At 69.7% G+C, this 21,672-nt stretch carries 19 protein-coding genes; 3 read left to right on the forward strand and 16 right to left on the reverse strand.

All coding sequences use genetic code 11. The annotated features are described in order from the left end of the window. Positions 1–84: 84 nt before the first annotated feature. The 5 genes from ACGFJ2_RS53285 to ACGFJ2_RS53305 form a co-directional block, all read right to left on the reverse strand. Entirely contained in the window at positions 85–1,233 is a 1,149-nt protein-coding gene (locus ACGFJ2_RS53285) for a thiolase (RefSeq protein WP_358197313.1), read from the reverse strand. Next, positions 1,230–1,616 (reverse strand): OB-fold domain-containing protein, encoded by a 387-nt coding sequence (locus tag ACGFJ2_RS53290; protein WP_357946302.1) that lies wholly within the window; start codon positions 1,614–1,616, stop codon positions 1,230–1,232. Before ACGFJ2_RS53290 ends, ACGFJ2_RS53285 begins: the two co-directional genes overlap by 4 nt. After that, positions 1,613–2,452, reverse strand: coding sequence for a MaoC/PaaZ C-terminal domain-containing protein (locus ACGFJ2_RS53295; protein ID WP_357946299.1), 840 nt, complete (start codon positions 2,450–2,452; stop codon positions 1,613–1,615). The genes ACGFJ2_RS53290 and ACGFJ2_RS53295 overlap by 4 nt, the downstream gene beginning before the upstream one ends. 90 nt (positions 2,453–2,542) lie before the next feature. Beyond that, positions 2,543–3,196: a response regulator transcription factor gene (locus tag ACGFJ2_RS53300; RefSeq protein WP_357946296.1), complete on the reverse strand. Its 654-nt coding sequence runs from the start codon at positions 3,194–3,196 to the stop codon at positions 2,543–2,545. Then, a complete protein-coding gene (locus tag ACGFJ2_RS53305; protein WP_357946293.1) occupies positions 3,174–4,325 on the reverse strand; it encodes a histidine kinase in 1,152 nt (383 codons plus the stop codon). The genes ACGFJ2_RS53300 and ACGFJ2_RS53305 overlap by 23 nt, the downstream gene beginning before the upstream one ends. A 167-nt stretch (positions 4,326–4,492) precedes the next feature. On the opposite strand from ACGFJ2_RS53305, the gene ACGFJ2_RS53310 reads away from it, so the two are divergent. Then, entirely contained in the window at positions 4,493–6,337 is a 1,845-nt protein-coding gene (locus ACGFJ2_RS53310) for a serine hydrolase domain-containing protein (protein WP_393482026.1), read from the forward strand. Between the two features lie 50 nt (positions 6,338–6,387). On the opposite strand, the gene ACGFJ2_RS53315 is transcribed toward ACGFJ2_RS53310, so the two are convergent. From ACGFJ2_RS53315 to ACGFJ2_RS53350, 8 genes are all read right to left on the reverse strand, one after another. Further along, a complete protein-coding gene (locus ACGFJ2_RS53315) occupies positions 6,388–7,731 on the reverse strand; it encodes an MFS transporter (protein ID WP_393482029.1) in 1,344 nt (447 codons plus the stop codon). A gap of 371 nt (positions 7,732–8,102) precedes the next feature. Then, the gene (locus ACGFJ2_RS53320) at positions 8,103–9,638 is read right to left on the reverse strand and encodes an AMP-binding protein (RefSeq protein WP_393482032.1); all 1,536 of its coding nucleotides are present in this window, start codon (positions 9,636–9,638) and stop codon (positions 8,103–8,105) included. A gap of 108 nt (positions 9,639–9,746) precedes the next feature. After that, positions 9,747–10,343 carry a hypothetical protein gene (locus tag ACGFJ2_RS53325; RefSeq protein ID WP_393482035.1) on the reverse strand — a complete coding sequence of 199 codons (597 nt, stop codon included), beginning with the start codon at positions 10,341–10,343 and terminating at the stop codon, positions 9,747–9,749. A gap of 133 nt (positions 10,344–10,476) precedes the next feature. Then, positions 10,477–11,301, reverse strand: coding sequence for a MetQ/NlpA family ABC transporter substrate-binding protein (locus tag ACGFJ2_RS53330; protein WP_393482038.1), 825 nt, complete (start codon positions 11,299–11,301; stop codon positions 10,477–10,479). Positions 11,302–11,312: 11 nt separating this feature from the next. Further along, positions 11,313–11,969, reverse strand: coding sequence for a methionine ABC transporter permease (locus ACGFJ2_RS53335; protein WP_358197364.1), 657 nt, complete (start codon positions 11,967–11,969; stop codon positions 11,313–11,315). 241 nt (positions 11,970–12,210) lie between these two features. After that, positions 12,211–13,155, reverse strand: coding sequence for an ATP-binding cassette domain-containing protein (locus ACGFJ2_RS53340; protein WP_357946275.1), 945 nt, complete (start codon positions 13,153–13,155; stop codon positions 12,211–12,213). 276 nt (positions 13,156–13,431) lie between these two features. Next, complete coding sequence (locus ACGFJ2_RS53345; protein ID WP_393482043.1) at positions 13,432–14,727, reverse strand: alpha-amylase family glycosyl hydrolase; 1,296 nt, start codon at positions 14,725–14,727, stop codon at positions 13,432–13,434. Beyond that, positions 14,711–15,877: an FUSC family protein gene (locus ACGFJ2_RS53350; protein ID WP_393482046.1), complete on the reverse strand. Its 1,167-nt coding sequence runs from the start codon at positions 15,875–15,877 to the stop codon at positions 14,711–14,713. Before ACGFJ2_RS53350 ends, ACGFJ2_RS53345 begins: the two co-directional genes overlap by 17 nt. 110 nt (positions 15,878–15,987) lie before the next feature. Here ACGFJ2_RS53350 and ACGFJ2_RS53355 point away from each other — a divergent pair, with 110 nt between their 5' ends. Further along, complete coding sequence (locus tag ACGFJ2_RS53355) at positions 15,988–16,428, forward strand: MarR family transcriptional regulator (protein ID WP_393482048.1); 441 nt, start codon at positions 15,988–15,990, stop codon at positions 16,426–16,428. 63 nt (positions 16,429–16,491) lie between these two features. Here the strand turns inward: ACGFJ2_RS53355 and ACGFJ2_RS53360 are convergent, their stop codons facing one another. Then, positions 16,492–17,364, reverse strand: a complete 873-nt coding sequence (locus ACGFJ2_RS53360) for a DUF6597 domain-containing transcriptional factor (protein ID WP_393482051.1) — start codon at positions 17,362–17,364, stop codon at positions 16,492–16,494. Here ACGFJ2_RS53360 and ACGFJ2_RS53365 point away from each other — a divergent pair. Further along, the gene (locus ACGFJ2_RS53365) at positions 17,363–17,905 is read left to right on the forward strand and encodes a TIGR03086 family metal-binding protein (RefSeq protein WP_393482054.1); all 543 of its coding nucleotides are present in this window, start codon (positions 17,363–17,365) and stop codon (positions 17,903–17,905) included. The two genes, ACGFJ2_RS53360 and ACGFJ2_RS53365, sit on opposite strands and share 2 nt — an antisense overlap. Positions 17,906–18,037: 132 nt before the next feature. Here the strand turns inward: ACGFJ2_RS53365 and ACGFJ2_RS53370 are convergent, their stop codons facing one another. Further along, on the reverse strand, positions 18,038–19,186 hold the full coding sequence (locus ACGFJ2_RS53370) for a Fic family protein (protein ID WP_393482056.1): 1,149 nt from the start codon (positions 19,184–19,186) through the stop codon (positions 18,038–18,040). Between the two features lie 108 nt (positions 19,187–19,294). Then, positions 19,295–21,655: an endopeptidase La gene (gene lon, locus ACGFJ2_RS53375; RefSeq protein WP_357946256.1), complete on the reverse strand. Its 2,361-nt coding sequence runs from the start codon at positions 21,653–21,655 to the stop codon at positions 19,295–19,297. Positions 21,656–21,672: the final 17 nt, after the last annotated feature.

The following is a 21,672-nucleotide window of genomic DNA, read 5'->3' on the forward strand; positions in this document are numbered from 1 at the left end:
GTTGTCGCGTTGCTGGGTCGTTCTGGCTCAGGGCCTGTGGTTGGCGTTCGGGTTCAGGACCTGCGGCTCTGGATCAGGAAAGGTTCAGGGCCTGCGGTTGGACAGCACCAGGCTCCCCGAGGCCGCGAAGAACATCCCCACGCCCTGCACGAACCCGATCTCCACATCCGGTACCTGCGCGTCCGCCTCGCCCCTGAGCTGGCGGACGGACTCCTGGATGGCGAACATCCCGTACATCCCGGTGTGGGTGTAACTGAGCCCGCCGCCGTTGGTGTTCATGGGCAGCGAGCCGCCCGGCCGGGTGTGGCCGTCGGCGATGAAGGCGCCCGACTCGCCGCGGCCGACGAAGCCGAGGTCCTCGAGCATGTACAGCGGTACGTGGGCGAAGGCGTCGTAGCACATCAAGTGGTCGATGTCCCCGTGGCTCACCCCGGCCGTGGCGAACGCCTCCGCGCTGGAGCGCCGGAAGGCCAGGCTGGAGCCTGGATCCTCCATCTGGGAGACCAGCGCGCCTTCGGCCGACTCGCCCGAGCCCAGCAGGTACACCGGGCGCCCGGGCAGATCGGCCGCCCGCTCGGCGCTGGTCAGCACCAGGGCGCCGCCGCCGTCGGTGACCACGCAGCACATGTCCTTGGTGAACGGGTAGGCGATCACCGGCCCGGCCAGCACCTCGTCCACGGTCACGATGTCGCGGCGCATGGCGCGCGGGTTCTTGGCCGCCCATTCCCGCTGGGCCACCACCACCTGGGCCAGGTCCTCCCGGCCCATGTCGCGCTCGTGCAGGAAGCGCAGGGCGGGCAGGGTGAAGGTGGCGTACGGCAGCACCGCCCCGTACGGCATCTCGAACTGGCCCCCGGCGGAGGCCGCGTTCATGCCGTACTGCGGCATGCCCACGCGTGATCTGCCCGACTCGCCGTGCGTGATGAGCACCACGTCGGCGGCCCCGGCCGCGATCGCGGCGGCGGCGTGCCGGACGTGCAGCATGAAGCTGCAGCCGCCGACCATGGTGCCGTCCAGCCAGCGGGGCGTGATGCCCAGGTGGTGGGAGACCTCCATGGCCAGCGGGCCGGCGGTGGCGATGCCGTCCACGTCCGCCGGCGTCAGGCCGGCGTCCTTGAGGGCGCGGCGCGCCGCCCGCGCGTGCAGCTCGATCATGGAGACGTCGGGCAGTACGCCGACCTGCTCGGTCTCCGCCGCTCCGACGATCGCGACATCGCCTCCGTGCATGCTCATGCCGTCACTCCCTCCGGCTGGAAGACCGGCACGTCATCCTGAAAGCAGACCTGTAGCCGCAGGTCCAGCGGCAGGTTCTCCGGTGTGGGCTCGACGCCCACGATGTTGGTCATGAGGCGTGGTCCTTCGTCCAGTTCGACCAGCGCGATCACCGGCGACAGTCCCTCCAGGCCCTTCATCGGCCGCTGGTTGATGACGTAGGACACGAGGCGCGCCCGGCCGGACACGGTCACCCAATGCACCTCCTGCGAGAAGCAGTAGCGGCAGGACGGGCGCGGGTAGAAGTAGTGACGGTCACAGGCGCCGCAGCGCTGCACCCGCAGCTCGCCTTGGCGGGCGCCTTCCCAGTAAGGCGCCGTCTCCGGCGTGGGCTGCGGCTTCACCGCGACGCCCCGGTGAACACGCCGCGGTCGAGCACCACGGTGTCTCCCACCTTGGTGATGAACCGGCCGTCGTCCCAGATGTGCACGGCGAGCTCCTGTCCGGGCACCACCGGAGCGGCGAAGCGGGCCGACATCCCGCCGAACGCCGCCGGGTCCGAGCCGCACAGCGTGTGCAGCAGGGCCCGGCCGGTGAACCCGTACGTGCACAGCCCGTGCAGGATGGGGCGTTCGAAGCCGGCGCGGGCGGCCAGCCACGGGTCGGAGTGCAAGGGGTTGCGGTCCCCGCTCAGCCGGTACAGAAGCGCCTGATCGATGCGGGTCGGGTAGACGACGACGTGGTCGGCCGGGCGGTCGGGCCGCTCCCACGGGGCCGACTCCCCCCGCTCTCCGCCGAAACCGCCCTCGCCACGGACGAAGATCCCGGTTCTGACCTCCACGACCGGCGCGCCCGTATCGGCGTCGACGATCGTGGACTCCATGATGGCCAGCGCGCCGCTGCCCTTGTCGTAGATGCCCGCCACGTGGGAGGTCGAGCGCACCCGGCCGTCCACGGGCAGCGGACCGGCCAGCCGGATCGACTGCTCGGCGTGCAGGATCTGCGCGAAGTCGAAGTCGCCCAGTTTGGGGCCGCCTCCGCCGCCGCCGAGCATCACGGCGAAGGTGGGCAGCACCTGCTGGGCGATCCCGTGTGAGTTCTCGGTGGTGAAGGGCAGCTCGGCCAGCGGATCCTGCGCTCCGGCGCCGACCCCCAGGGCGTACAGGATGGCGTCTTTCGAGGTCCACGTGTGCTCGCCCGACTCCCAGGTCTGTCCGACGGCATCGAGGTTCATCGACATGTTCACTCCTTTCGCCCCCCGAAATGTATATAGACGAAAGCCGTCTGTAAAGATGTTCCAGATCTTTATTCGAGACGAGGCTGGGCTGAGTCAGTCGACCAGACCGGCGCGGTAGGCGGCGATGGCCACCTGTACGCGGTTCGTGACGGCGAGCTTGTCGAACAGATGGGAGATGTGGCTCTTGACCGTGGCCTCGCTCATGTTCAGGCGGGCCGCGATCTCGGTGTTGGAGCGGCCGAACCCGACCTCGGTGAGCACCTCGCGCTCGCGGGCGGTCAGGGCCTCCAGCCGGGCGAGCGCGTCACGGCGGCGCCGAATGGGCTGGTCAGTGGTGAGCCGGTGGATCAGCCGCCGGGTTACCCGCGGGGACAGCATCGAGTCGCCGCCGTGCGCGAGGCGGATCGCCCGGATCAGGTCGTGCGGCGAGGTGTCCTTGAGCAGGAACCCGCAGGCCCCGGCCTCCAGGGCGGCGAAGACGTGCTCGTCGCTGTCGAACGTGGTCAGGATGATCACCGCGGGTGCCCGGTCGAGCCGGCGGATGGCCCCGGTGGCGGCCAGGCCGTCGTACCGGGGCATCCTGATGTCCATCAGGACGACGTCGGGCCCGAGGCGGCGGACCGCCTCGACGGCCTGGTTGCCGTCCTCGGCCTCGCCCACGATCTCCACGTCGGGTGCGGACTCGATGATGAACCGCAGCCCCGCGCGGATCAGCGACTCGTCGTCAACCAGCAGCGTCCTGATCATGTGATTCCCCCGGCGATGTGTCCGCGGCGTGCCACGGCAGCCGGCCCTCAAGACGCCAGCCTCCCGCATCGTCGGGCCCGCCGCGCACCCTTCCGCCGATCAGCCGGAAACGCTCCGCCAGGCCCACCAGACCGACCCCGGCGCCGGTCTCCAGACTTGGCTGAAGCGATCGTCCGTTGACCACCGCGATCGTGACACCGTCTTCCCTGCTCCCGGTCGCCGTGACCGTGATCGGGGCTCCGTGGGCGTGCTTGTGCGCGTTGGTCAGGCCCTCCTGGACGAGGCGATGGGCGGCCCTGGCCGTCTCCGGCGGCCACGTGCCGATATCGCCGTGCAGGGTGACGGTGCCGCCGATCGATACCCAGGAGTCGACCAGCCGCCGCAGGTCGGGGAAGCCGTCGTCGTCATCGTCGGGCCCGGCGCGCAGCACGCCGAGGATCTTGCGCAGCTCTTCGAGCGCCTCCTGCGCGCTGACCCGGATCAGCGCCGCCTCCCGCTCGACGCGCTCCGGCCCGGCGCTCGCGTTCACCTCCAGGCCGCCGGCGTGCAGCGAGATGAGCGTGACCTTGTGCGCGAGCACGTCGTGCATCTCCCGGGCGATCCGGCCGCGCTCGGCGGACCTCGCCTGCTCGTTGCGCAGCCGCTGCTCGGTCTCGGCGCGTTCGGCGCGCTCGCGCAGTGATCGGGTCAGCTCGCGGCGGGTGGCGGCGTACGCCCCTGCCGCCAGCGTGACCCCGGTGGCGGTCACCGCCGAGATCAGCGCGTCCGTGCCCAACCGGCCGCCGTCCACCCACTGCTGGGCCAGGAACCCCGCCATGCCGATCGCCGCCAGCGCCAGGAAACGCGTGCCCGCGCCGGAGAACAGGCTGATCAGCAGCGGCCCCGGGTTGCCCGACAGCACGTACGCGCCCGCCCCGACGACGGCCACCGCGACCGGCCACCGGCCCCGGAACCACACCGCACCCGTGCCTGCCAGCCCGGCGGCGGCGATGACCGGTCGCGGCAGCGGCGCCCACGGCGTCTTGACCGCCAGGACGGTGAGGAACAGGCAGAGCGCCACGGAGGCCGCGCTGATCGCGTGGGGCCCGAGCGCGGCCGACCGCCGCGACGCCGCGCGGTACAACAGCATCGGTCCAGCGTAGTCAGGGCGGCGGCGCGCCACCTCATACCAGCGTCGGTGCCGGACGCCGGGCCGTCTCCCACTTTCGTCGGAGACGGCTATGGCCGCGATGGCGATGCGGCCGCCCCCTCGCCGGCCGCACCGTGGATGGCCTCGACAGGGTGAGGAGTCGTCCCGTGTATGTCTTCCGTTCGATGCTCGTCGCGGTGTGCGCGGCGCTGACGATCCTCGTGCCGCGTCCCGCCGCGGCAGCTACCGATATTCCGACCGAACGTGCTCTGGCAGACTTCTTCGACGCCGCGATGGCGGACGGGCTGGCGGCCAACCACGTGCCGGGCGCGGTCGTCTCGGTGGTGGGCGGCGGGAAGATCCTCTTCAGCAAGGGGTACGGACTGGCCGACGTCGAGAACCGCAGGCCCTTCGACCCCGGCACCTCAATGGTCCGGATCGCCTCGATCACCAAGCTGTTCACCTGGACCGCGGTGATGCAGCAGGTCCAGCGGGGCAAGCTGGACCTGAAGGCGGACGTGAACCGCTACCTCACCGCGTTCCGGATCCCCGCGACCTTCCCCCGGCCGATCACGCTGCAGGACCTGATGGACCACACGGCCGGATTCGAGGACCGCGCGATCGGCGTGGGGGCGCGGAGCAAAGACGACGTGCCGCCCTTGGGGGACTATCTCGCCGACAACATGCCCGCGCGGGTGCGCCCGCCCGGCGAGGTGTCGGCGTACTCGAACTATGGGGCGGCGCTGGCCGGATACATCGTGTCGCGGGTGAGCGGGCAGCCGTACGACGAGTACATACGCGACCACATCCTCGAACCGCTCGCGATGCGGCACAGCACGGCCGCCGAGCCCGCCCCCGCCCCCTTGGCCGGGGATCTGGCGCGCAGCTACGACTACGAGGGCGGGGCGTACCGGCGCAAGCCGTTCGTCTTCGACAACCTCGCCCCCGACGGGTCGATCAGCGCCACCGCGAACGACATGGCCCACTTCATGATCGCCCACCTGCGGGACGGACGCTTCGGCGACCAGCGCATCCTCGACGAGCCCACGGGCCGGCTCATGCACCGGCGGACGTTCGCGGCCGATCCGCGCATCGACGGGTACGCCCACGGGTTCAAGGAGCAGACGCTCAACGGGCATCGCGTGATCATGCACGACGGCGGCTGGGAGCGCTTCGAGAGCGCGTTGCTGCTGGTGCCCGACGCCGACCTCGGCCTGTTCATCTCCACCAACAGTCCGGGCGGGACCGATGCCGCCACCAAGATCATTCCTGCCTTCTTCGACCGCTTCCTGCCCGGAAAGCGCGCCGTGCCCGACGGCGGCGCTCCCGTCATGCCTGTCGAAGGCTTCTACAAGCTCACCCGGTCCGCCGAGTCCAGCATCGAGAAGGTGGTCGCCCTGACCAGTTCCACCCGGCTGCGGGTGGCGGGCGGGAAGCTCGTCTTCGGGGGCTCGACGTGGAGCCCGCTGGGGCCCGGGCTTTATCAGCAGGACGGCGGCACGCGGCGGCTGGCGCTGGTGGCCGGCGGAAGCGGTGTCGCGTACGTGGCCACGGACGGCCCCGCCTACCAACGCGTCCCCTGGTGGGACACCCCGCCGGTCAACGTCGTCATCGTCCTGTTGTTCGCCGTCACCGCCCTGACCGCCGTGCTCGGCGTGCCGGTGGCCGCTGTGGTCCGCCTGGTCAAGAAGCGTCCCGTTCCGCGTGCCTGGCGCACCGGGCGTGTCCTGGCCGGGCTCGCCGCCGCGGTCGGGCTGGTGTTCGTGGTGCTGTTCACGCTGGTCCTGACCGGCGACACGAGCATCCTGTACGGCGTGCCGGCCAACGTCCAGGTCCTCCTGGTGCTGCCGCTGCTGGTCCTCGCACTCACCGTCGCCGGGGTCGCCACCACCGTGAGGGCCTGGCGGCGCGCGGGCGTCCTGGCCCGCGGCCACCAGGTGGTCGTGCTGGCGGGACTGCTCGCCCTCCTCTGGTTCTGCCAGCACTGGAACCTGCTCGGCTGGCACCTGTGATCACTCGACCGCCTGGCTCAGCGGCTGCTGGACCGCCGTCAGGACCGCCGCTAGCGCGCGAGCCGGGCCGCCTCCACCTTGGCCGCGTCGCGCTCGGGGTTCACCACCAGGGCGAACAGCAGCCCGCCCACGATGGCGATGCCGCCCATCAGCGCGAAGACCGTGGTGTAGCCCTCGGCGAGCGCACCCGTCGCCCGCGCGCTGTCCAGCACGCGGCCCGTGAGCAACGGCCCGCCGGCCGCCACGATGCCGGTCACGGCCAGTCCGATCGACAGGATGCTCCTCTGCTGGCCCACCGGCGCTATCTGCACGAGAGCCGGGTTGGTCATGGCGTTGACGGTCATGGCCAGCCCGTAGCCCAGCATCAGCAGGCCCATCGGGAACGCCACTCCGGAGGCGAGGGGCAGAGCCGCGAGGAAGACCCCGCCCAGCCCCAGCACCGCGCCGCCCATCAGCCCTCGGGCGCGCCGGGCCGTCGTCCCCCGCTTGAGCAGCCGGTCGCTCCAGGCGCCGCACCCGTACAGGAACACCATGGCGGCGATGCTCGGCACGCCGAACAGCGAGCCCGCCGTCACCGCGGAGAACCCCAGGCCCACCTGGAAGTAGGAGGGCAGCCAGGTGAGGACCACGATCGCGATCATCGCGGCGGCGCCGTTGGCGATCACGAAGCCGGCGAAGGTGCCGGTCAGCAGGATGGCGCGGACGGGCGCGCGCGGCCCGGGCGCCGCCGGAGCCTCCGGCCGCGCTTTGGTGGTGACCGCCTGGCTGTAGGGTCCCTCGCGCCCGATGAACAGCCAGCCCACGGCCCAGAGCAGGCCGAGGATCGCGACGGCGAGGAACCCCGCCTCCCAGCTGAAGGCGGCGATGATGAGCGCCAGCGGCGGGGCGAAGAGCAGCTTGCCGAACGAGGCCCCGGTCGTCAGCAGCGCCGTGGGCAGGCCACGCCGTTCGTTCGGCCACCAGCTGTACGCGGTCGCGTACGCCGTCGGCGTCGCGGGCCCCTCGGCCAGGCCGAGCAGGAACCGCGTCGCCAGGAGCAGTCCTCCTGACGCGGCGAAGAAGACGGGCAGCTGGAGCAGGCACCAGATGAGGACGACGGTGAAGAGGGTCGTCTTGACGGGCAACCTGTCGGCCACCAGCGCGTACAGGAAGACCGAGAGCGGGCCGAGCAGGCCCGCGGCGCTGCCGATGGCCCCGAACTCGGCCGCCGTGAGCCCCAGGTCGGCCATGGCCGGCTGGGCTACGAGCCCGAGGATCGCCTTGTCGAGGTACGCGATCAGCATGACGCCGACCAGCATCACCGTCATGCCCCAGGCCACGACTGGACGGGTTTTGCCCGCCGTGGCCGGTGCGGTGATCGGTTCGGGCTGCAAGGGGACGCTCTCGCTCACCATGATGGGTTCCTTCCGGGGGGCGAAGGAGAAATGGGGGAAGTGAACCGGGCCATCCGCTCTCGAGAATGCGGAGGTCCGATGTGGCGACTTGGTACGTGAGGGGGGTCGGGCTGCTTCGGCAGCCGAGCTGCGGCTTCGGGGGAGTTCCGCGATGGAGCTGCTCTCGGAAGCGGCGTGGGGAGAGATAGGTGGAGCCGCGGTTAATTTAGACGAAACACGTCTGCAATAAGCAAGCTAGGTCGTCTCCCCAGCGGTGTCAATGGCGCGGCAGCGCCCGTTCGGCGGCGGGCGCGCGGTCGATCTTTAGCCGGATCTTGACGGAAAGCGGCCGGTCAGAGGTCAAGTACGCGCGCTCGGCGCGGGCGCGGGGCCTACGCGCCGGTGGGCCAGTACTCGTCCTTCAGCAACCGCTTGTAGAGCTTGCCCGTGGGGTGGCGCGGGAGCTCCACGCGGAAGTCCACCGACTTGGGACACTTGTAGTGGGCCAGTCGCGCCCGGCAATACTCGATCAGCTCCGCCTCCAGCTCCGGCCCCGCCTCGGCCATCGACGCCGGCTGCACCACGGCCTTGACCTGCTCGCCCATCTCCTCGTCCGGCACTCCGAAGACGGCCACGTCGGCGACCTTCGGGTGCAGGCACAGGATGTTCTCCGCCTCCTGCGGGTAGATGTTCACGCCGCCCGAGATGATCATGTACGAGCGGCGGTCCGTGAGGTAGAGGAAGCCGTCGGCGTCCAGGTAGCCGATGTCGCCGAGCGTGGTCCAGCCCCTCCCCTGCGGGTCCTGGACGGAGCGGGTCTTGTCCGGGTCGCCGTGGTATTCGAAGCGGGTGGAGCTGTCGAAGTAGATCGTGCCGTGTTCGCCGGCCGGCAGTTCATTGCCGTCCTCGTCGCAGACGCGCACGGTGCCGAGCAGCGAGCGGCCGACGGTGCCCCGGTGCTCCAGCCAGTCCTGCGAGCCGGTGTAGAGGAAGCCGTTGCCCTCGGTGCCCGCGTAGTACTCGTGGATGATCGGGCCCCACCAGGCGATCATCTGCTCCTTGACGGGGATGGGGCAGGGGGCGGCGGCGTGGATGGCGCACTGCAGGGATGACAGGTCGTACTTTTTCCGGATCTCGGTGGGCAGTTTGAGCATCTTGATGAACATGGTCGGGACGAGCTGCGAATGCGTCACCCCGTACTTCTCGACCAGCTCCAGATAGCGTTCGGGATCGAAGCGCTCCATCACCACGATCGTCGCGCCGAGCCGCTGGAAGCTCAGGCAGTAGCGCAGCGGCGCGGCGTGGTAGAGCGGCGCGGGCGACAGATAGACGCTGTCGGCCGTCGGCGCGAACAGGCCCTGGATGAGCTGGAGCAGCATGTTCGGCTCCGTCAGCGGTGTACGCGGCAGAGGGGGCTTGACGCCCTTGGGCCTGCCGGTGGTGCCGGAGGAGTAGAGCATGTCGGAGCCCTGGCACTCGTCGGCGATCGGCGTGGCCGGCTGACCCGCCACCGCCTGCTCGTAGGAGTCGTAGCCCTCGGCGGCGCCGTCCAGCATGAGGCGCAGCTCGACACCGGGCGTCACGGCGGTGATCGAAGTGGCGACCTCCGCCAGGCTGGCGTCCGAGATGAACACCCGGGCGCCGCAGTTGTTCACGATGTACGCGAGCTCGTCGGTGCCCAGCCGGGAGCTGATCGCCGTGTAGTACAGGCCCGACCGCTGCGCCGCCCAGGCGATGGCCAGGAAGAGGGGATGGTTGGGGAGCATGAAGGCGACGTGGTCACCCGGCCGTAGCCCGGCGGCGCGGAACAAGTGGGCCAGCCGGTTCGACTCCTCGTCCAGCTGCCGGTAGGTGACCACCTGGCCGGAGCCGGCCATGATCACAGCGGGCTTGTCGGGGGTGACGGCCGCGATGGCTCCCGGGTACATGACCGAACACTATTCGGGAACGTGCGCGCAATGCCAGCGATCTCGGAAGGCCCGGTGAATACGGCGGAGCCGCGATCTCAGCGTCGAGATCGCGGCTCCGCGTTCTGCTCAGGCGGCGTGATACACGTCCTGCCACCCGGAGTGGAACCCTGTCGGTCCGTGCCGGTTGCCCCTGCTCACGTCCACAAAGATGTGGGCGGCGTCCTTACCCGAGAAGGAGAACTCCGCGGGGTGCCTGCCGCACGTGGAGAAGGACTTGAACGACGCGTGACCGTCGCTGCCGACGACCTTGAAGGTCTCCCACGCGCACTTGTTGTGGCCCCACCACTTGTAGTTGGTGAGAGTGCTGTCGACGGTGAAGAAGTAGCTGAACCGCCACTCCCACACGCGCTTCTTGATCTTCTTGACGACGAACTCGCAGTGCTTCTTGTGCGTCTTCTTGTCGAAGGTGCACACCTTCGTCTTGACGAAGAACGTCTTCCAGTGCCAGAACTTGAACCGCTTCTTGTCCACGCTCACGTGGCCTTCCGCCTTGGCCTTGTGATCGCTGGAGAAGTAGGGTCCCCAGCTCGCGTCGTAGAAGCTCGACGAGGTCGTGGCTGGAGTGGCGGTGGTGACGGTGGTGGCAGTGGCCGCTGCCGGTGCGCCGATGGCCACCACGGTGGTGGCTGCGACGCCGATCAGGATTCGCGAAACGAATCGCACGAGGGCCTCCTCGGGAGAGGTATTGCTGACCCAGCCTTCGTACGTCTGACCGATTGCCACGCACTTTCAACCGACTTAACACCACAGGTGACGGGATAAGAGGATTTTCCCGATCTTCCGGATTTATCGGTTATTATCCGGCAGCGATCACGGAACCGGCGTACTTCTGCTTGATGAATTCCTTGACCTTCGGGTCCTGAAGGAGCTTGCCCAAGGTCACGATATTCGCGTCCTTTTCATGCCCAGCGGCCACAACCAGCCCATTGACGTACGGGTTCCCCTCGGCCTTCTCCAGCACCAGGGCTTGCGAAGCGGGCTTGAGTCCGGCCTCGATGGCGTAGTTGCCGTTGATGACCGCGGCGTCGACGTCGTCGAGCGAGCGGGGCAGCTGCGCGGCCTCCAGCGGCTTGAACACCAGCTTCTTCGGGTTGTCGGTCACGTCACGCTCGGTCGCCGCGGTGCCGGCGCCGTCCTTGAGCTTGACCACGCCGTTGTCGGCGAGCAGCTTGAGGGCGCGGCCCAGGTTCGTGGCGTCGTTGGGCACGGCCACGGTGGCGCCCTGCGGCAGGGCGGCCAAGGCGGTCACCTTCTTGGAGTACAGCCCCAGCGGCTCAAGGTGCACCGGCGCCACGAAGCTCAGCTTGGTGCCCTTGGAGGCGTTGAAGTCGTCCAGGTAGGGCTTGTGCTGGAAGAAGTTCGCGTCCAGCTGGCCCTCACTGAGCTGTACGTTCGGCTGCACGTAGTCCGTGAACTCCACGATGTCCAGCTTCAGCCCGGCCGCCGGAGCCAGGTTCTGCTTGACGAAGTTCAGGATCTCGGCGTGCGGGACCGGGCTGGCGCCCACCTTCAGCACGGTGTCGGCCGACTCGGCGGTCTTGCTCGTCGCTCCCTGCGACGTTCCGCATGCGGCGAGCAACAGGGCAAGGGCAATAGAGCCCACAATGGTCCGAAATTTCATTATTTTTTTCCTTACTTATGCGATAGCCGGCGGGCGACCAGGTCGCCCAGGCTCTGGATCAGCTGCACCAGTACGACGAGCAGCACGACAGTGACGATCATGAGCAGGGTCTCGAACCGCTGGTACCCGTACCTGACGGCGAGGTCCCCCAGCCCGCCCCCGCCGATGGTCCCGGCCATGGCGGAGTAGCCGATGAGCGCGACGACGGTGACGGTCACCGCCGCGACGAGGCCGGGCAGCGCCTCGGGCAGCAGCACCTTGCGCACGATCGTGGTACGACCGGCGCCCATCGCTTGAGCCGCCTGCACCACGTCGGCGCCCACCTCGCGCAGCGCCGTCTCCACCAGCCTGGCGAAGAACGGCACCGCCCCCACGGTGAGCGGCACGACCACGGCCGCGGTGCCGATGGTGGTGCCCACGACGAGCCGGGTGAAGGGAATGATGGCGATCATCAGCACGATGAACGGCAGCGACCGCCCCACATTCACCACGACGCCCAGCACCGACTTCAACGCCGGCACCGGCCGCAGCCCCCCGCGATCGAACACCACGAGCGCCACGCCCAGCGGCAGCCCGAACAGCACCGTGAAGAGGGTCGACCAGCCGACCATCTGCGCGGTCTGCCCGGCCGCCTCCCAGAGCAACGGCCCCATCTCATCCCAGGTCATGCCGACTCCTCCCCCGAAAACTCACGGACCGGGTCCTCCCCCGAAGACCCACGAACCGGGTCCTCCTCCGAAAGCCAGGGATCGGGGCCTTTCCCGGAAAACCACGGACCGGGGCCAAGAAGGCGCACGTCACGGCGCTCAGCCACCTCCACCGGAGGAGCGTGTCCCTGGACAGACGCCCGCCCCGGACGGCGGGTGGGGCCCACCGTGCTGTGCCGTACAAGAAGAATGTTGGTTTTCATCACGACACCAGCACCCCCCGCGAGCGCAGGAAGTCCAGCGCGCCGGCCTCCTCGCCCCCCGAGAAGGACACCCGCAGGCGGCCGACGGCGCCACCCGCGAGGTCCTCGATCGAGCCGCCCAGGATGTTCACGTCCACGTCGAACTTGCGCACCACCTCCGACACCACCGCCTGTCGCGGGTCGCCGGTGAAGGTGAGCGTGACCGAGCCCGCGGGCGCCGGTTCGGGCAGCGGGAAGATCTCGCGCGTCAGTCGCGATCCCGGCGTCCTGATCAGGTCGGCGATCGTGCCCGATTCCTCGACGCGGCCGTCCGACATGATGGCGACCGAGTCGCAGATGCTCTTGACGACGTTCATCTCGTGGGTGATCAGCAGGATCGTCAGGCCCAGCTCGGTGTTGAGCCGCTTGAGCAGGGCCAGGATCGACTGCGTGGTGGCCGGGTCGAGCGCCGACGTGGCCTCGTCCGACAGCAGGACCGACGGGTTGCCCGCGAGTGCCCTGGCGATGCCGACGCGCTGCTTCTGCCCGCCCGAGAGCTGGTTCGGGCGGTCGCCGCCCCGGCCGCCGAGGCCGACCAGGTCGAGGAGTTCGGCGACGCGGCGTTCCCGCTCGGCCCTGGGCACGCCCATGACCTCCAGCGGGAAGGCGACGTTCCCGGCGACCGTGCGCGAGGAGAGCAGCGCGAAGTGCTGGTGGATCATGCCGATGCGCTGCCTGGCGCGGTTGAGCTCGCCGCTGCGCAGCGCGGTCAGGTCCTGTCCGGCGACGGTGACGGTGCCCGCTGTGGGGCGTTCGAGCAGGTTGACGCAGCGCAGGAGGGTGCTCTTGCCCGCGCCGCTCTGACCGAGCACGCCGTAGATCTCACCTTCGCGTACGTGTATGTCGACGCCGTCGAGAGCGACGGTGTTCCCGTACACCTTGCGCAGGCCGGACGCCTGAATCACGAAAAATCCCCACCACTAAGAGCGGCAGCACGCCGCTGAAATCGACATCAACATCGTTGGAGGGCCCGCGGGCGGGCGGTCTAACGGGTGCCGGGGTGGAAGGGCAGGTGGCTCAACCTGCGCAGCACGAAACTGGGAGTAAGCATGGGTGACCTTCGAGGAGGGACGGCTGGTTAGCGGACCTGGCAGCCCATAGCGGACATTCGCCCCATACAGCAACATCCGGCGCCGCTGCGGGCGCTCTGGTCTGTCACGTATGCCTCGTTCACGCCATTGTTAACGGCCTGACTGCTTCCCGCTATTCCCTACTTCCTCGGTGACCTGCGTCACGACACTCCAGCTGTGCGCCGGGACGACGGCCGGATCGATCACGCCGTGCCGCGGCTCGGCCGGGTCGGCCCGGCCGAGCGGGAAGTGGTGCGGCTGGTCGCCGAGGTTCAGCAGCGTGACGATCTCCGTCCCGTCGCCGCCGCCGTCGCGCGGGCGGGAGCGAAGGGCCACGGCCGTGTTGGTCAGGTGCTCGGCGGTGGTACGGGCTCTGACCAGCCACGGGTGGCGCCTGCGCAGGCCGATGAGCCGCTGGTGCAACCGGTAGACCTCGATCCCGTCCGGGGCGAGGCCGCCGGGCTCCGCCGGGAACTCCGGCCTGATCGCGTCGTCACCACCCGCCCGCTCCTCCTTCAGTCCCTGGAACGCCTGCTCGTCGCCGTAGTAGACGCTCGGCAGGCCGCCGACGGTGAAGAGCACGGCCAGGGCGTGGCCGAGGTGGAGGGGATTCTCGAGGCGGGTGGCGAGCCTGGTGACGTCGTGGTTCCCGACGAAGGTGAGGGGGACGAAGCTGTCCAGCAATCCGTCGTGGCGGTCGAGGGCCCAGGCCAGCTCGAAGAGGTTCCGGTCGTTCAGGGAGCTCCAGATGGCCTTCCACAGCTCGTACTGGGTGACGGAGTCGAGCCCCGACTCGGCGACATATCCGGCATAGTCGCCGTGGATCACCTCGCCGCCGAACCACGCCTCCGGGTGCCGCGCCCGCACCTCGGGCAGCACCTCCCGCCAGAACGACGCCGGAACGGCATAGGCCGCGTCGAGCCGCCAGCCCGCCGCGCCGCGGTCGAGCCAGTGGTTCAGTACGGCGGCGACGTGGTCTCGCACGGCCGGTTCGGTGTGGTCGAGCGCGATAAGCCCCGGGTGCCCTTCGAATACCTCGTAGCCGTCGGGCCCCCTCCTGAACCATCGCTCGTCCGCCTGGAACGACCGGCCGACGTGGTTGAACACGCCGTCGAGGATGATCCGGAGCCCGCGCCGCCGCGCCTCGGCGACGAGGGAGTCGAAGTCGGCGTCGTCACCGAGGCGCGGGTCGATCCTGAAGTGATCGACGGTGTCGTAGCCGTGGGTCTCGGCGGCGAAGATCGGCCCGAGCTGCAGCCCCGAGCAGCCGAGCTCAACGACATAGTCCAGCCACGCCTCCAGGTGGCGCAGCCGGTGCCGCACACCCTCCTGGGCGGTGGCCGGCGCTCCGGTGAAGCCGAGCGGGTAGACCTGCCACCAGATCGCATGGTCAGTCCACGATGGCACGTACGCTCCTCTCCCGGCGTACTGTCCAGGGTAGATAGCCGATCCCCAGAGCCAGCACGCAGCCTATGGCCGTGTCCGCCAGCCGGTACCCGATCGTGGCGGGGGCCACTCTTCCGCCGCCCTCCATGAGCAGCAGGACGAGCGGCGTCATGACGGTCGCGTACAGGGTGTACTGGCGATCCTTGAGCACCGGGCGGACCGCGGCCAGTACTGAGACGAGCAGCACGAACAGCCACGACGGCGGCACCCACAGCAGCACGGCGGACCCGGCCAGCACTCCGGCGGCGGTGCCCGCGGCCCGCTCGATCGCCCGCCGCAGCGCGCCGTCCAGCTGTCGCCTGACCACGATCACGACGGTGACGGCGATCCAGGAGGCGTTCGGCTGCGGCCACACCAGGCCGATGACCTCGGCGGCGGCCAGGCAGGTGGTCAGGCGGATGGCGTACTGCCAGCCGCGCACGGTCCCGAGCGTCCGCCACCAGCGCTTCAGAAGCGCTCTGCTCGTGGATGTGCGCTCCCTTTGGGGTGGTCGTCGTGTTCGGGCGCCCACCGCGGTGGGCGGTGCGGTGGCTGGCGCGGTGGGCAGTGCCGTGACGAGGGCCGTGACCAGTAGGCCCCAGATCGCCCCTTCGGCGAGCAGTACGGCGGCGGCGACGGGAGCGGCGCCCTGGGCGCCCAGGCCGGTCGTGATGACCATGAAGACGATGAAGCGCGTCGTGTGCTCGGCCATGGGACGGCTCATCCCGCCCACCACCGCCACCACGGCCGCGACGAGCACGACGGTCACCGCCGTGATCCAGCCGTGCCCGCCAGCGATGACACCGACGAGCCCCGCCCCGGTCGTGGCCACCAGTGCGTAACCTCCGCGCACCAGCCCCTCAGCCAAAGAGGCGCCCCTGGTGGGTGCGGCGACGCCGTCGGCGCGTGTCATGCCCGCCAAGCCTCCGCCCACGGAGACTCCGCTCACCACCGCCCGGCCTCCGCTCAGGGTCACCACCGCCCGGCCTCCGCTCAGGGAAACCCCGCTCACGGCGAGGGCGCCGATGGCGGCCAGCGCGCCCAGGTCGGGATGTCCGGCGGCGACACCCCACGCGACCGGCCCGCCGAGCCCCAGCGCGGCGGCGATCATACGTCGCGTCTCGATCCCCACGTCGACACCTCCCGACGCGGGAGCCTAGCACTATCTATACGCATTGCGTAGTAAATACCACGTGAACACCAAGTACAGACGGACATTTAGTAAGTGCTAACGTAATAATCATGGACGATGCGGAACTACGAGCCACGGCCGTGTCACTCCGCCGCGCAGCCGTCGGCCTGGCGCGGCGCCTGCGCGAGGAGCGCCCCGCACACGGCCTCGGCGCCCTGGCCCTCTCGCTGCTCGGCCACCTGCACCGGCGCGGCGCCATGACCGCCGGAGAGCTGGCATCGGCCGAACACCTGCAACCGCAGTCCGTCACCCGCGTCCTGGCCGCGCTGGACGAACAGGGCCTGATCCGCCGCTCCCGCGACGAGGACGACCGCCGCCGGCACCAGATCGTCCTCACCGAACGCGGCACCGCGATCCTCACCGAGCAGGCCGGCACCACGGACGTGTGGCTGGCCAAGGCGATGGCCCAGCGGCTCACCCCGGCGGAGTGCCGCATCCTGGCCGTCGCCGCCGAACTACTCGACCAGCTGCACGCCTCTACCTCCCGATAAGACCAGCCGCCCGCCTCCACCGCCCGCTCAGACCAACCGCCCGACTAGACCAACCGCGCGCCTCTACCTCCCGGTCAGGGGAGAGGACTCTTGGCGGACGTGAGGATCAGGTGTATAGCCTCTGAGCCGGGCGTAGGCCGCGGGTGGCATACCGACCGCGGCGGTGAAGTCTCGGGTCAGGTGCGCCTGGTCGGTGTAGCCGAGTTCGGTGGCCAGTGTGGCGAGATCGAGGCCCTGGTAGACGCGTTCCGCGGCCTCGTGCAGCCGGAAACGGCGGATCACCCACTTGGGGCCGATACCGACATAGTCCCGGAACAACCGCTGCAGCGAGCGCACCGACCGCCCCGAGTTGGCGGCCAGCTCGTCGACCCTGGTCATGGACACGTCGTCCTCCACCATCGACACCAGCGCCGCGACCTCCTCGGCCAGCGGATCCGGCTCCGGCCCCATACTCAGCAGGAACGTCTCGATTAGCGCTATAGCGGCCCGGGGGTCGGGTTCTGCCAGGACCCGCTCGACCAAGGTCGTGCCCGCCGCACCGAACATCTCGCCGATCTCCACGAAGCGGCTGGTCAGCTCGGAAACCGGGCCGCCGAGGAACGGCCGGAAGCCGCCGGGGCGGAAGCGCGTGCCGAGCACCCGGCCGCTGCCCCGCATCGTGTACGAGAACCCGCCCCTGATCACTCCCGCGATCCGGTGGAAGTCCCGGGTGATGGTCATGTTCACGGTGGGATGGGAGACGATGCGCTGTTCGTACGGCTCGGGGAGGTCGGTCCAGGTGACGACCCAGAAGTGCTCCACATACGCCGAAATTTCGGGCAATGGCGCCTGGCGGGAGAAATTGAAGGCGTTGAGTCCCGCGTACGGGTCGACCCAGCCGCGCTGTCGCGTTTCTACAAGCCGCGCCTGCGGTGGGCGGGGCACCATGGCTGCCATGGACGACATGATGCCGCTGATGACGCGTGCCACCGAACGTGCCTCGGGATTGGTGGCCGCGGTGCGAGAGGAACAGTTCGGGTCACCGACGCCATGCGCGAAGTTCGACGTCAAAGAGTTGATCAACCACCTGGAGTGGGTGGCGGAGATGTTCGAGTCGCTGGCGCGCAAGGGGCCGCGCCTGGAGCAGGGGCCCTACGCGGGCGACTTCCCCGAGCGAGCGGAACGCACGCTCGCCGCCTGGTCACGGCGCGAGGCGTGGGAGGGAACCAGCCCCGACATGGGTATGCCGATGACCGCGCTGGCCCACATGTACCTTATCGACCTGGTCGTGCACGGCTGGGACCTGGCCAAGGCCACCGGTCAGGAGTACGAGCCGGAGCCCGAGGCCGTCACGCGGGCGCTGGACTTCACCGACCGGATGGTGGAGATGGGCAGGCAGCGCGGCGTCTTCGGGCCGCCGGTGGCGGTACCGAACGACGCCCCGGCGTTCGACCGCCTGCTGGGCCTCATCGGCCGGGATCCGGCCTGGACACCGTGATCTTCGGTTAGCCGGGGGTCTGCGGTCGGTCGGGGGTCTGCGGTCGGTCGGGGGTCTGCGGTCGGTCGGGGGTCTGCGGTCGGTCGGGGGCCCGCGATTGGTCGGCGGTCTGCGGGTGATGGGTCGGCCACGCTACGCGTTCGCGTCAGTCATCCGGCGGTAGGGGTCGCGCAGCGGGGTGACGCGTTCGGCGAAGTCGGCCTTGATCCTGGCCATCCGCGGACCGGGGGCGTAGAAGCGGCCCTTGGTCTCGCCGTACGGCTGGAGCCAGCCCTTGGCGGCAAGGTCGCGCAGGTCGCGGGCGGCCTGGCCCTGACTGAGCCCTTCGTCGGCCTGGTAGCGACTCCGGCGCAGACGCCTGTTGACGAACACCTCGTAGAGGGCGGAGACGCTCCGGCTGTTGAGACCGTCGCCGTCGACCTGCTCCTCCAGCAGCATCCAGATCTCCCCGGCCTCGCCGAGACGCTGGAGGACCCGCTGGGCCTGCATGTGATGCGCCTTTAGGCAGAAGCGCACCCACGGCAACGTGCTCCCGTGAGGGCTCCATCGCCGCCCGCCGACCTGGCCGAGCACGTCGTAGTAGTCGATGGTGGTGCGCTGCTGGCCGAGCCACTCCTCGATGGAGGAGAACTCCGGCAGCGTGATCTGGTCCCGGCCCAGGACGAGCGTCTGCAGCGCGCGGGACATCCGGCCGTTGCCGTCACGCCAGGGGTGGATCTTGACCAGGTTGAAGTGGGCCATGGCCGCCCGGACATAACTAGGGCAGTCCTGGTCACCGTCATTGAGCCACGCGACCAAGTCGTCCATCGCCCCCGGGACAAGGTCGGCGTCGGGGCCTTCGTAGACCACCTCGCCCGACTCGGAATCCCGGATGTAGATCCCACCCGGTCGGATCACGCCTGGTGTCTTGTTGCGATGGTGGCCGATCATCATGAAGTTGAGCGCGTTGAGCACGCCCACGTCGAATCGGAAGACCGGCGCCCGCGACAACGCCTGGATATAGGTCAGCGCCTGCTGGTAACCCGCGATCTCCCGTGTCACCGACGCCGACGTCTCCAGCGGCTCCTCCCCCGCCATGATCGACTCGATGTCCTCCACGCTGGCCCGGTAGCCCTCGATCGAGTTGGACCCCTGGATCGCCCGCGCCCGCAACTGCCTGCGCAGCTGCCCGTCCCAACGATGCGTCTCGGCCAGGCGATATTTCAGCTCGCGCCGCATGTCCTCGATCTCCGCGAGCGCGGCCTTGTCGGCGGCTTCCAGCGCGGGCGTGCCGTACAGCATGGGCCCAGGAAAGCATGCACGAATCATTCAGTCAAACGAACGGATAATTCGTCCAAAAAGCCAAAAGCCCCGCCGTACCGAAGTACGACGGGGCAGATGGGTGACAGGTCAGGCCGCGACCGTGGAGGCGACCTGAGCCGGCGTCAGGGCGATGTCGAGGACCTCGCGCACGTCGCTGACCGGGTGGATCGTCAGCTCGTTACGCACCTCCTCGGGCACGTCGTCCAGGTCCGGCTCGTTGCGGGCCGGGATGAGGACCGTGGTGATGCCCGCCCGGTGCGCCGCCAGCAGCTTCTGCTTGACGCCGCCGATCGGCAGCACCCGGCCGGTGAGGGAGATCTCACCGGTCATGGCCACGTCACTGCGTACCGTACGACCGGACAGGAGCGAGGCCAGCGCGGTCGTCAGCGTCACGCCCGCCGAAGGGCCGTCCTTGGGCACGGCGCCCGCGGGGAAGTGGACGTGGACCGAGCGGTCCTTGAACGCGGTGACCGGCAGCTCCAGCTCCGCGCCGTGCGAGCGCAGGTAGGAGAGCGCGATCCGGGCCGACTCCTTCATCACGTCGCCGAGCTGGCCGGTGAGCGTGAGCCCGGTCTCGCCGGTCTCCGGCTCGGCCAGCGACGCCTCGACGTAGAGGACGTCGCCGCCCGCTCCGGTGACCGCCAGGCCGGTCGCCACGCCGGGCACCGAGGTGCGCTGGGTGGCCTCCGGCAGCGACGACTCCGGCACGAACCTGGGGCGGCCGATGTAGCCGACCAGGTCGTCCTCGCCGACCGTGACGGGCAGCTCGTTCTTGGCCGCGACCTTGCGCAGGATGCGGGCGACCGAGCGCTCCAGGGACCGTACGCCGGCCTCCCGGGTGTATTCGGCGGCCAGCCTGCGCAGTGCCGCGTCCTCGACGCCCACCTCGTCGGCGGTCAGGCCGGCGAGGTCGAGCTGGCGGGGCAGCAGGTGGTCACGGGCGATCGCCACCTTCTCGTCCTCGGTATAGCCGTCGAGCGTGACGACCTCCATGCGGTCGAGCAGCGGCCCGGGGATGGCCTCCAGGACGTTGGCCGTCGCCAGGAACAGCACGTCGGACAGGTCCAGCTCGACCTCGAGGTAGTGGTCGCGGAACGTGTGGTTCTGCGCCGGGTCGAGCACTTCGAGCAGGGCCGCCGTCGGGTCGCCACGGTAGTCGGAGCCGACCTTGTCGACCTCGTCGAGCAGGACGACCGGGTTCATCGAACCGGCCTCGCGGATGGCGCGGACGATGCGGCCGGGCAGCGCGCCGACGTAGGTGCGCCGGTGACCGCGGATCTCCGCCTCGTCACGGACGCCGCCGAGCGCGACGCGGACGAACTTGCGGCCCATCGCCCGCGCGACGGACTCGCCCAGCGAGGTCTTGCCCACTCCGGGAGGCCCGGCGAGCGCGAGTACGGCGCCGCTGCGACGGCCGCCCACCACGCCGAAGCCCTTGTCCTGGCGGCGCTTGCGCACGGCCAGGTGCTCGATGACGCGGTCCTTCACGTCGGCGAGGCCGGTGTGGTCGGCGTCCAGCACCGCACGGGCGCCGGTGATGTCGTAGTTGTCCTCGGTCCGCTCGTTCCAGGGCAGGTCGAGAACGGTGTCGAGCCAGGTACGGATCCAGCCGGTCTCGGGAGACTGGTCGGACGTACGCTCCAGCTTGTCGACCTCCTTGAGCGCGGCCTCGCGCACCTTCTCCGGCAGGTCGGCGGCCTCGACGCGGGCCCGGTAGTCCTCTTCCTCGGTCTCGGTGGAGTCGCCGTTGAGCTCCTTGAGCTCCTTGCGGACCGCGGCGAGCTGCTGGCGCAGCAGGAACTCACGCTGCTGCTTGTCCATGCCCTCCTGGACGTCCTTGCGGATCGTCTCGGCGACATCGAGCTCGGCCAGGTGCTCGCGCGACCATTCGACCAGCCGGGCCAGCCGCTCGGCCGGGTCGGCGGCCTCAAGCAGCTCGACCTTCTGAGCCGTCGTCAGCCAAGGCGTGTAGCCGGAGCTGTCGGCCAGCACCGACGGGTCGTCGATCTGGTTGACCTGGTCGACCACCTGCCAGGCGCCGCGCTTCTGCAGGATCGTGGTGGCCAGGGCCTTGTACTCCTTGGCCAGCTCCTGGGCGCGCTCACCGGCGGCGACGGTGTCGATCGTGATGGCCTCCACCCAAAGGGCGGCGCCGGGGCCGGTCGTGCCGGTGCCAACGCGCACGCGGTCGACGCCGCGCACCACGGCGGCGGGCTCGCCACCGGGCAGCCTCCCGACCTGCTCGACAACGGCCTGCACGCCGACAGCGCCGTAACGGCCGTCGATCCGGGGAACGAGAAGGACCCGCGGCTTGTTACCACCGGATGCCTGAGCCGCGTCTATGGCAGCCCGCACCTCGGAGTCGGACAGGTCCAGCGGAACCACCATGCCCGGCAGGACGACCTCGTCGTCCAGCGGCAGGACCGGGAGGATCAAGCTCTCACTCATACGAACTCCAAAGGGTT

This window comes from Nonomuraea sp. NPDC049028 (assembly GCF_043197735.1).
In the GTDB taxonomy this organism is placed as follows: domain Bacteria; phylum Actinomycetota; class Actinomycetes; order Streptosporangiales; family Streptosporangiaceae; genus Nonomuraea.

Coding starts and splice junctions, on each gene's coding strand:
- ACGFJ2_RS53305 (WP_357946293.1), bottom strand. CDS start 4,325: ATGCTGTTGTACCGCGCGGCGTCGCGGCGGTCGGCCGCGCTCGGGCCC.
- ACGFJ2_RS53335 (WP_358197364.1), bottom strand. CDS start 11,969: ATGACCTGGGATGAGATGGGGCCGTTGCTCTGGGAGGCGGCCGGGCAG.
- ACGFJ2_RS53370 (WP_393482056.1), bottom strand. CDS start 19,186: ATGCTGTACGGCACGCCCGCGCTGGAAGCCGCCGACAAGGCCGCGCTC.
- ACGFJ2_RS53285 (WP_358197313.1), bottom strand. CDS start 1,233: ATGAGCATGCACGGAGGCGATGTCGCGATCGTCGGAGCGGCGGAGACC.
- ACGFJ2_RS53330 (WP_393482038.1), bottom strand. CDS start 11,301: ATGAAATTTCGGACCATTGTGGGCTCTATTGCCCTTGCCCTGTTGCTC.
- lon (WP_357946256.1), bottom strand. CDS start 21,655: ATGAGTGAGAGCTTGATCCTCCCGGTCCTGCCGCTGGACGACGAGGTC.
- ACGFJ2_RS53300 (WP_357946296.1), bottom strand. CDS start 3,196: ATGATCAGGACGCTGCTGGTTGACGACGAGTCGCTGATCCGCGCGGGG.
- ACGFJ2_RS53365 (WP_393482054.1), top strand. CDS start 17,363: ATGGACGACATGATGCCGCTGATGACGCGTGCCACCGAACGTGCCTCG.
- ACGFJ2_RS53355 (WP_393482048.1), top strand. CDS start 15,988: ATGGACGATGCGGAACTACGAGCCACGGCCGTGTCACTCCGCCGCGCA.
- ACGFJ2_RS53315 (WP_393482029.1), bottom strand. CDS start 7,731: ATGGTGAGCGAGAGCGTCCCCTTGCAGCCCGAACCGATCACCGCACCG.
- ACGFJ2_RS53295 (WP_357946299.1), bottom strand. CDS start 2,452: ATGTCGATGAACCTCGATGCCGTCGGACAGACCTGGGAGTCGGGCGAG.
- ACGFJ2_RS53320 (WP_393482032.1), bottom strand. CDS start 9,638: ATGTACCCGGGAGCCATCGCGGCCGTCACCCCCGACAAGCCCGCTGTG.
- ACGFJ2_RS53360 (WP_393482051.1), bottom strand. CDS start 17,364: ATGGCAGCCATGGTGCCCCGCCCACCGCAGGCGCGGCTTGTAGAAACG.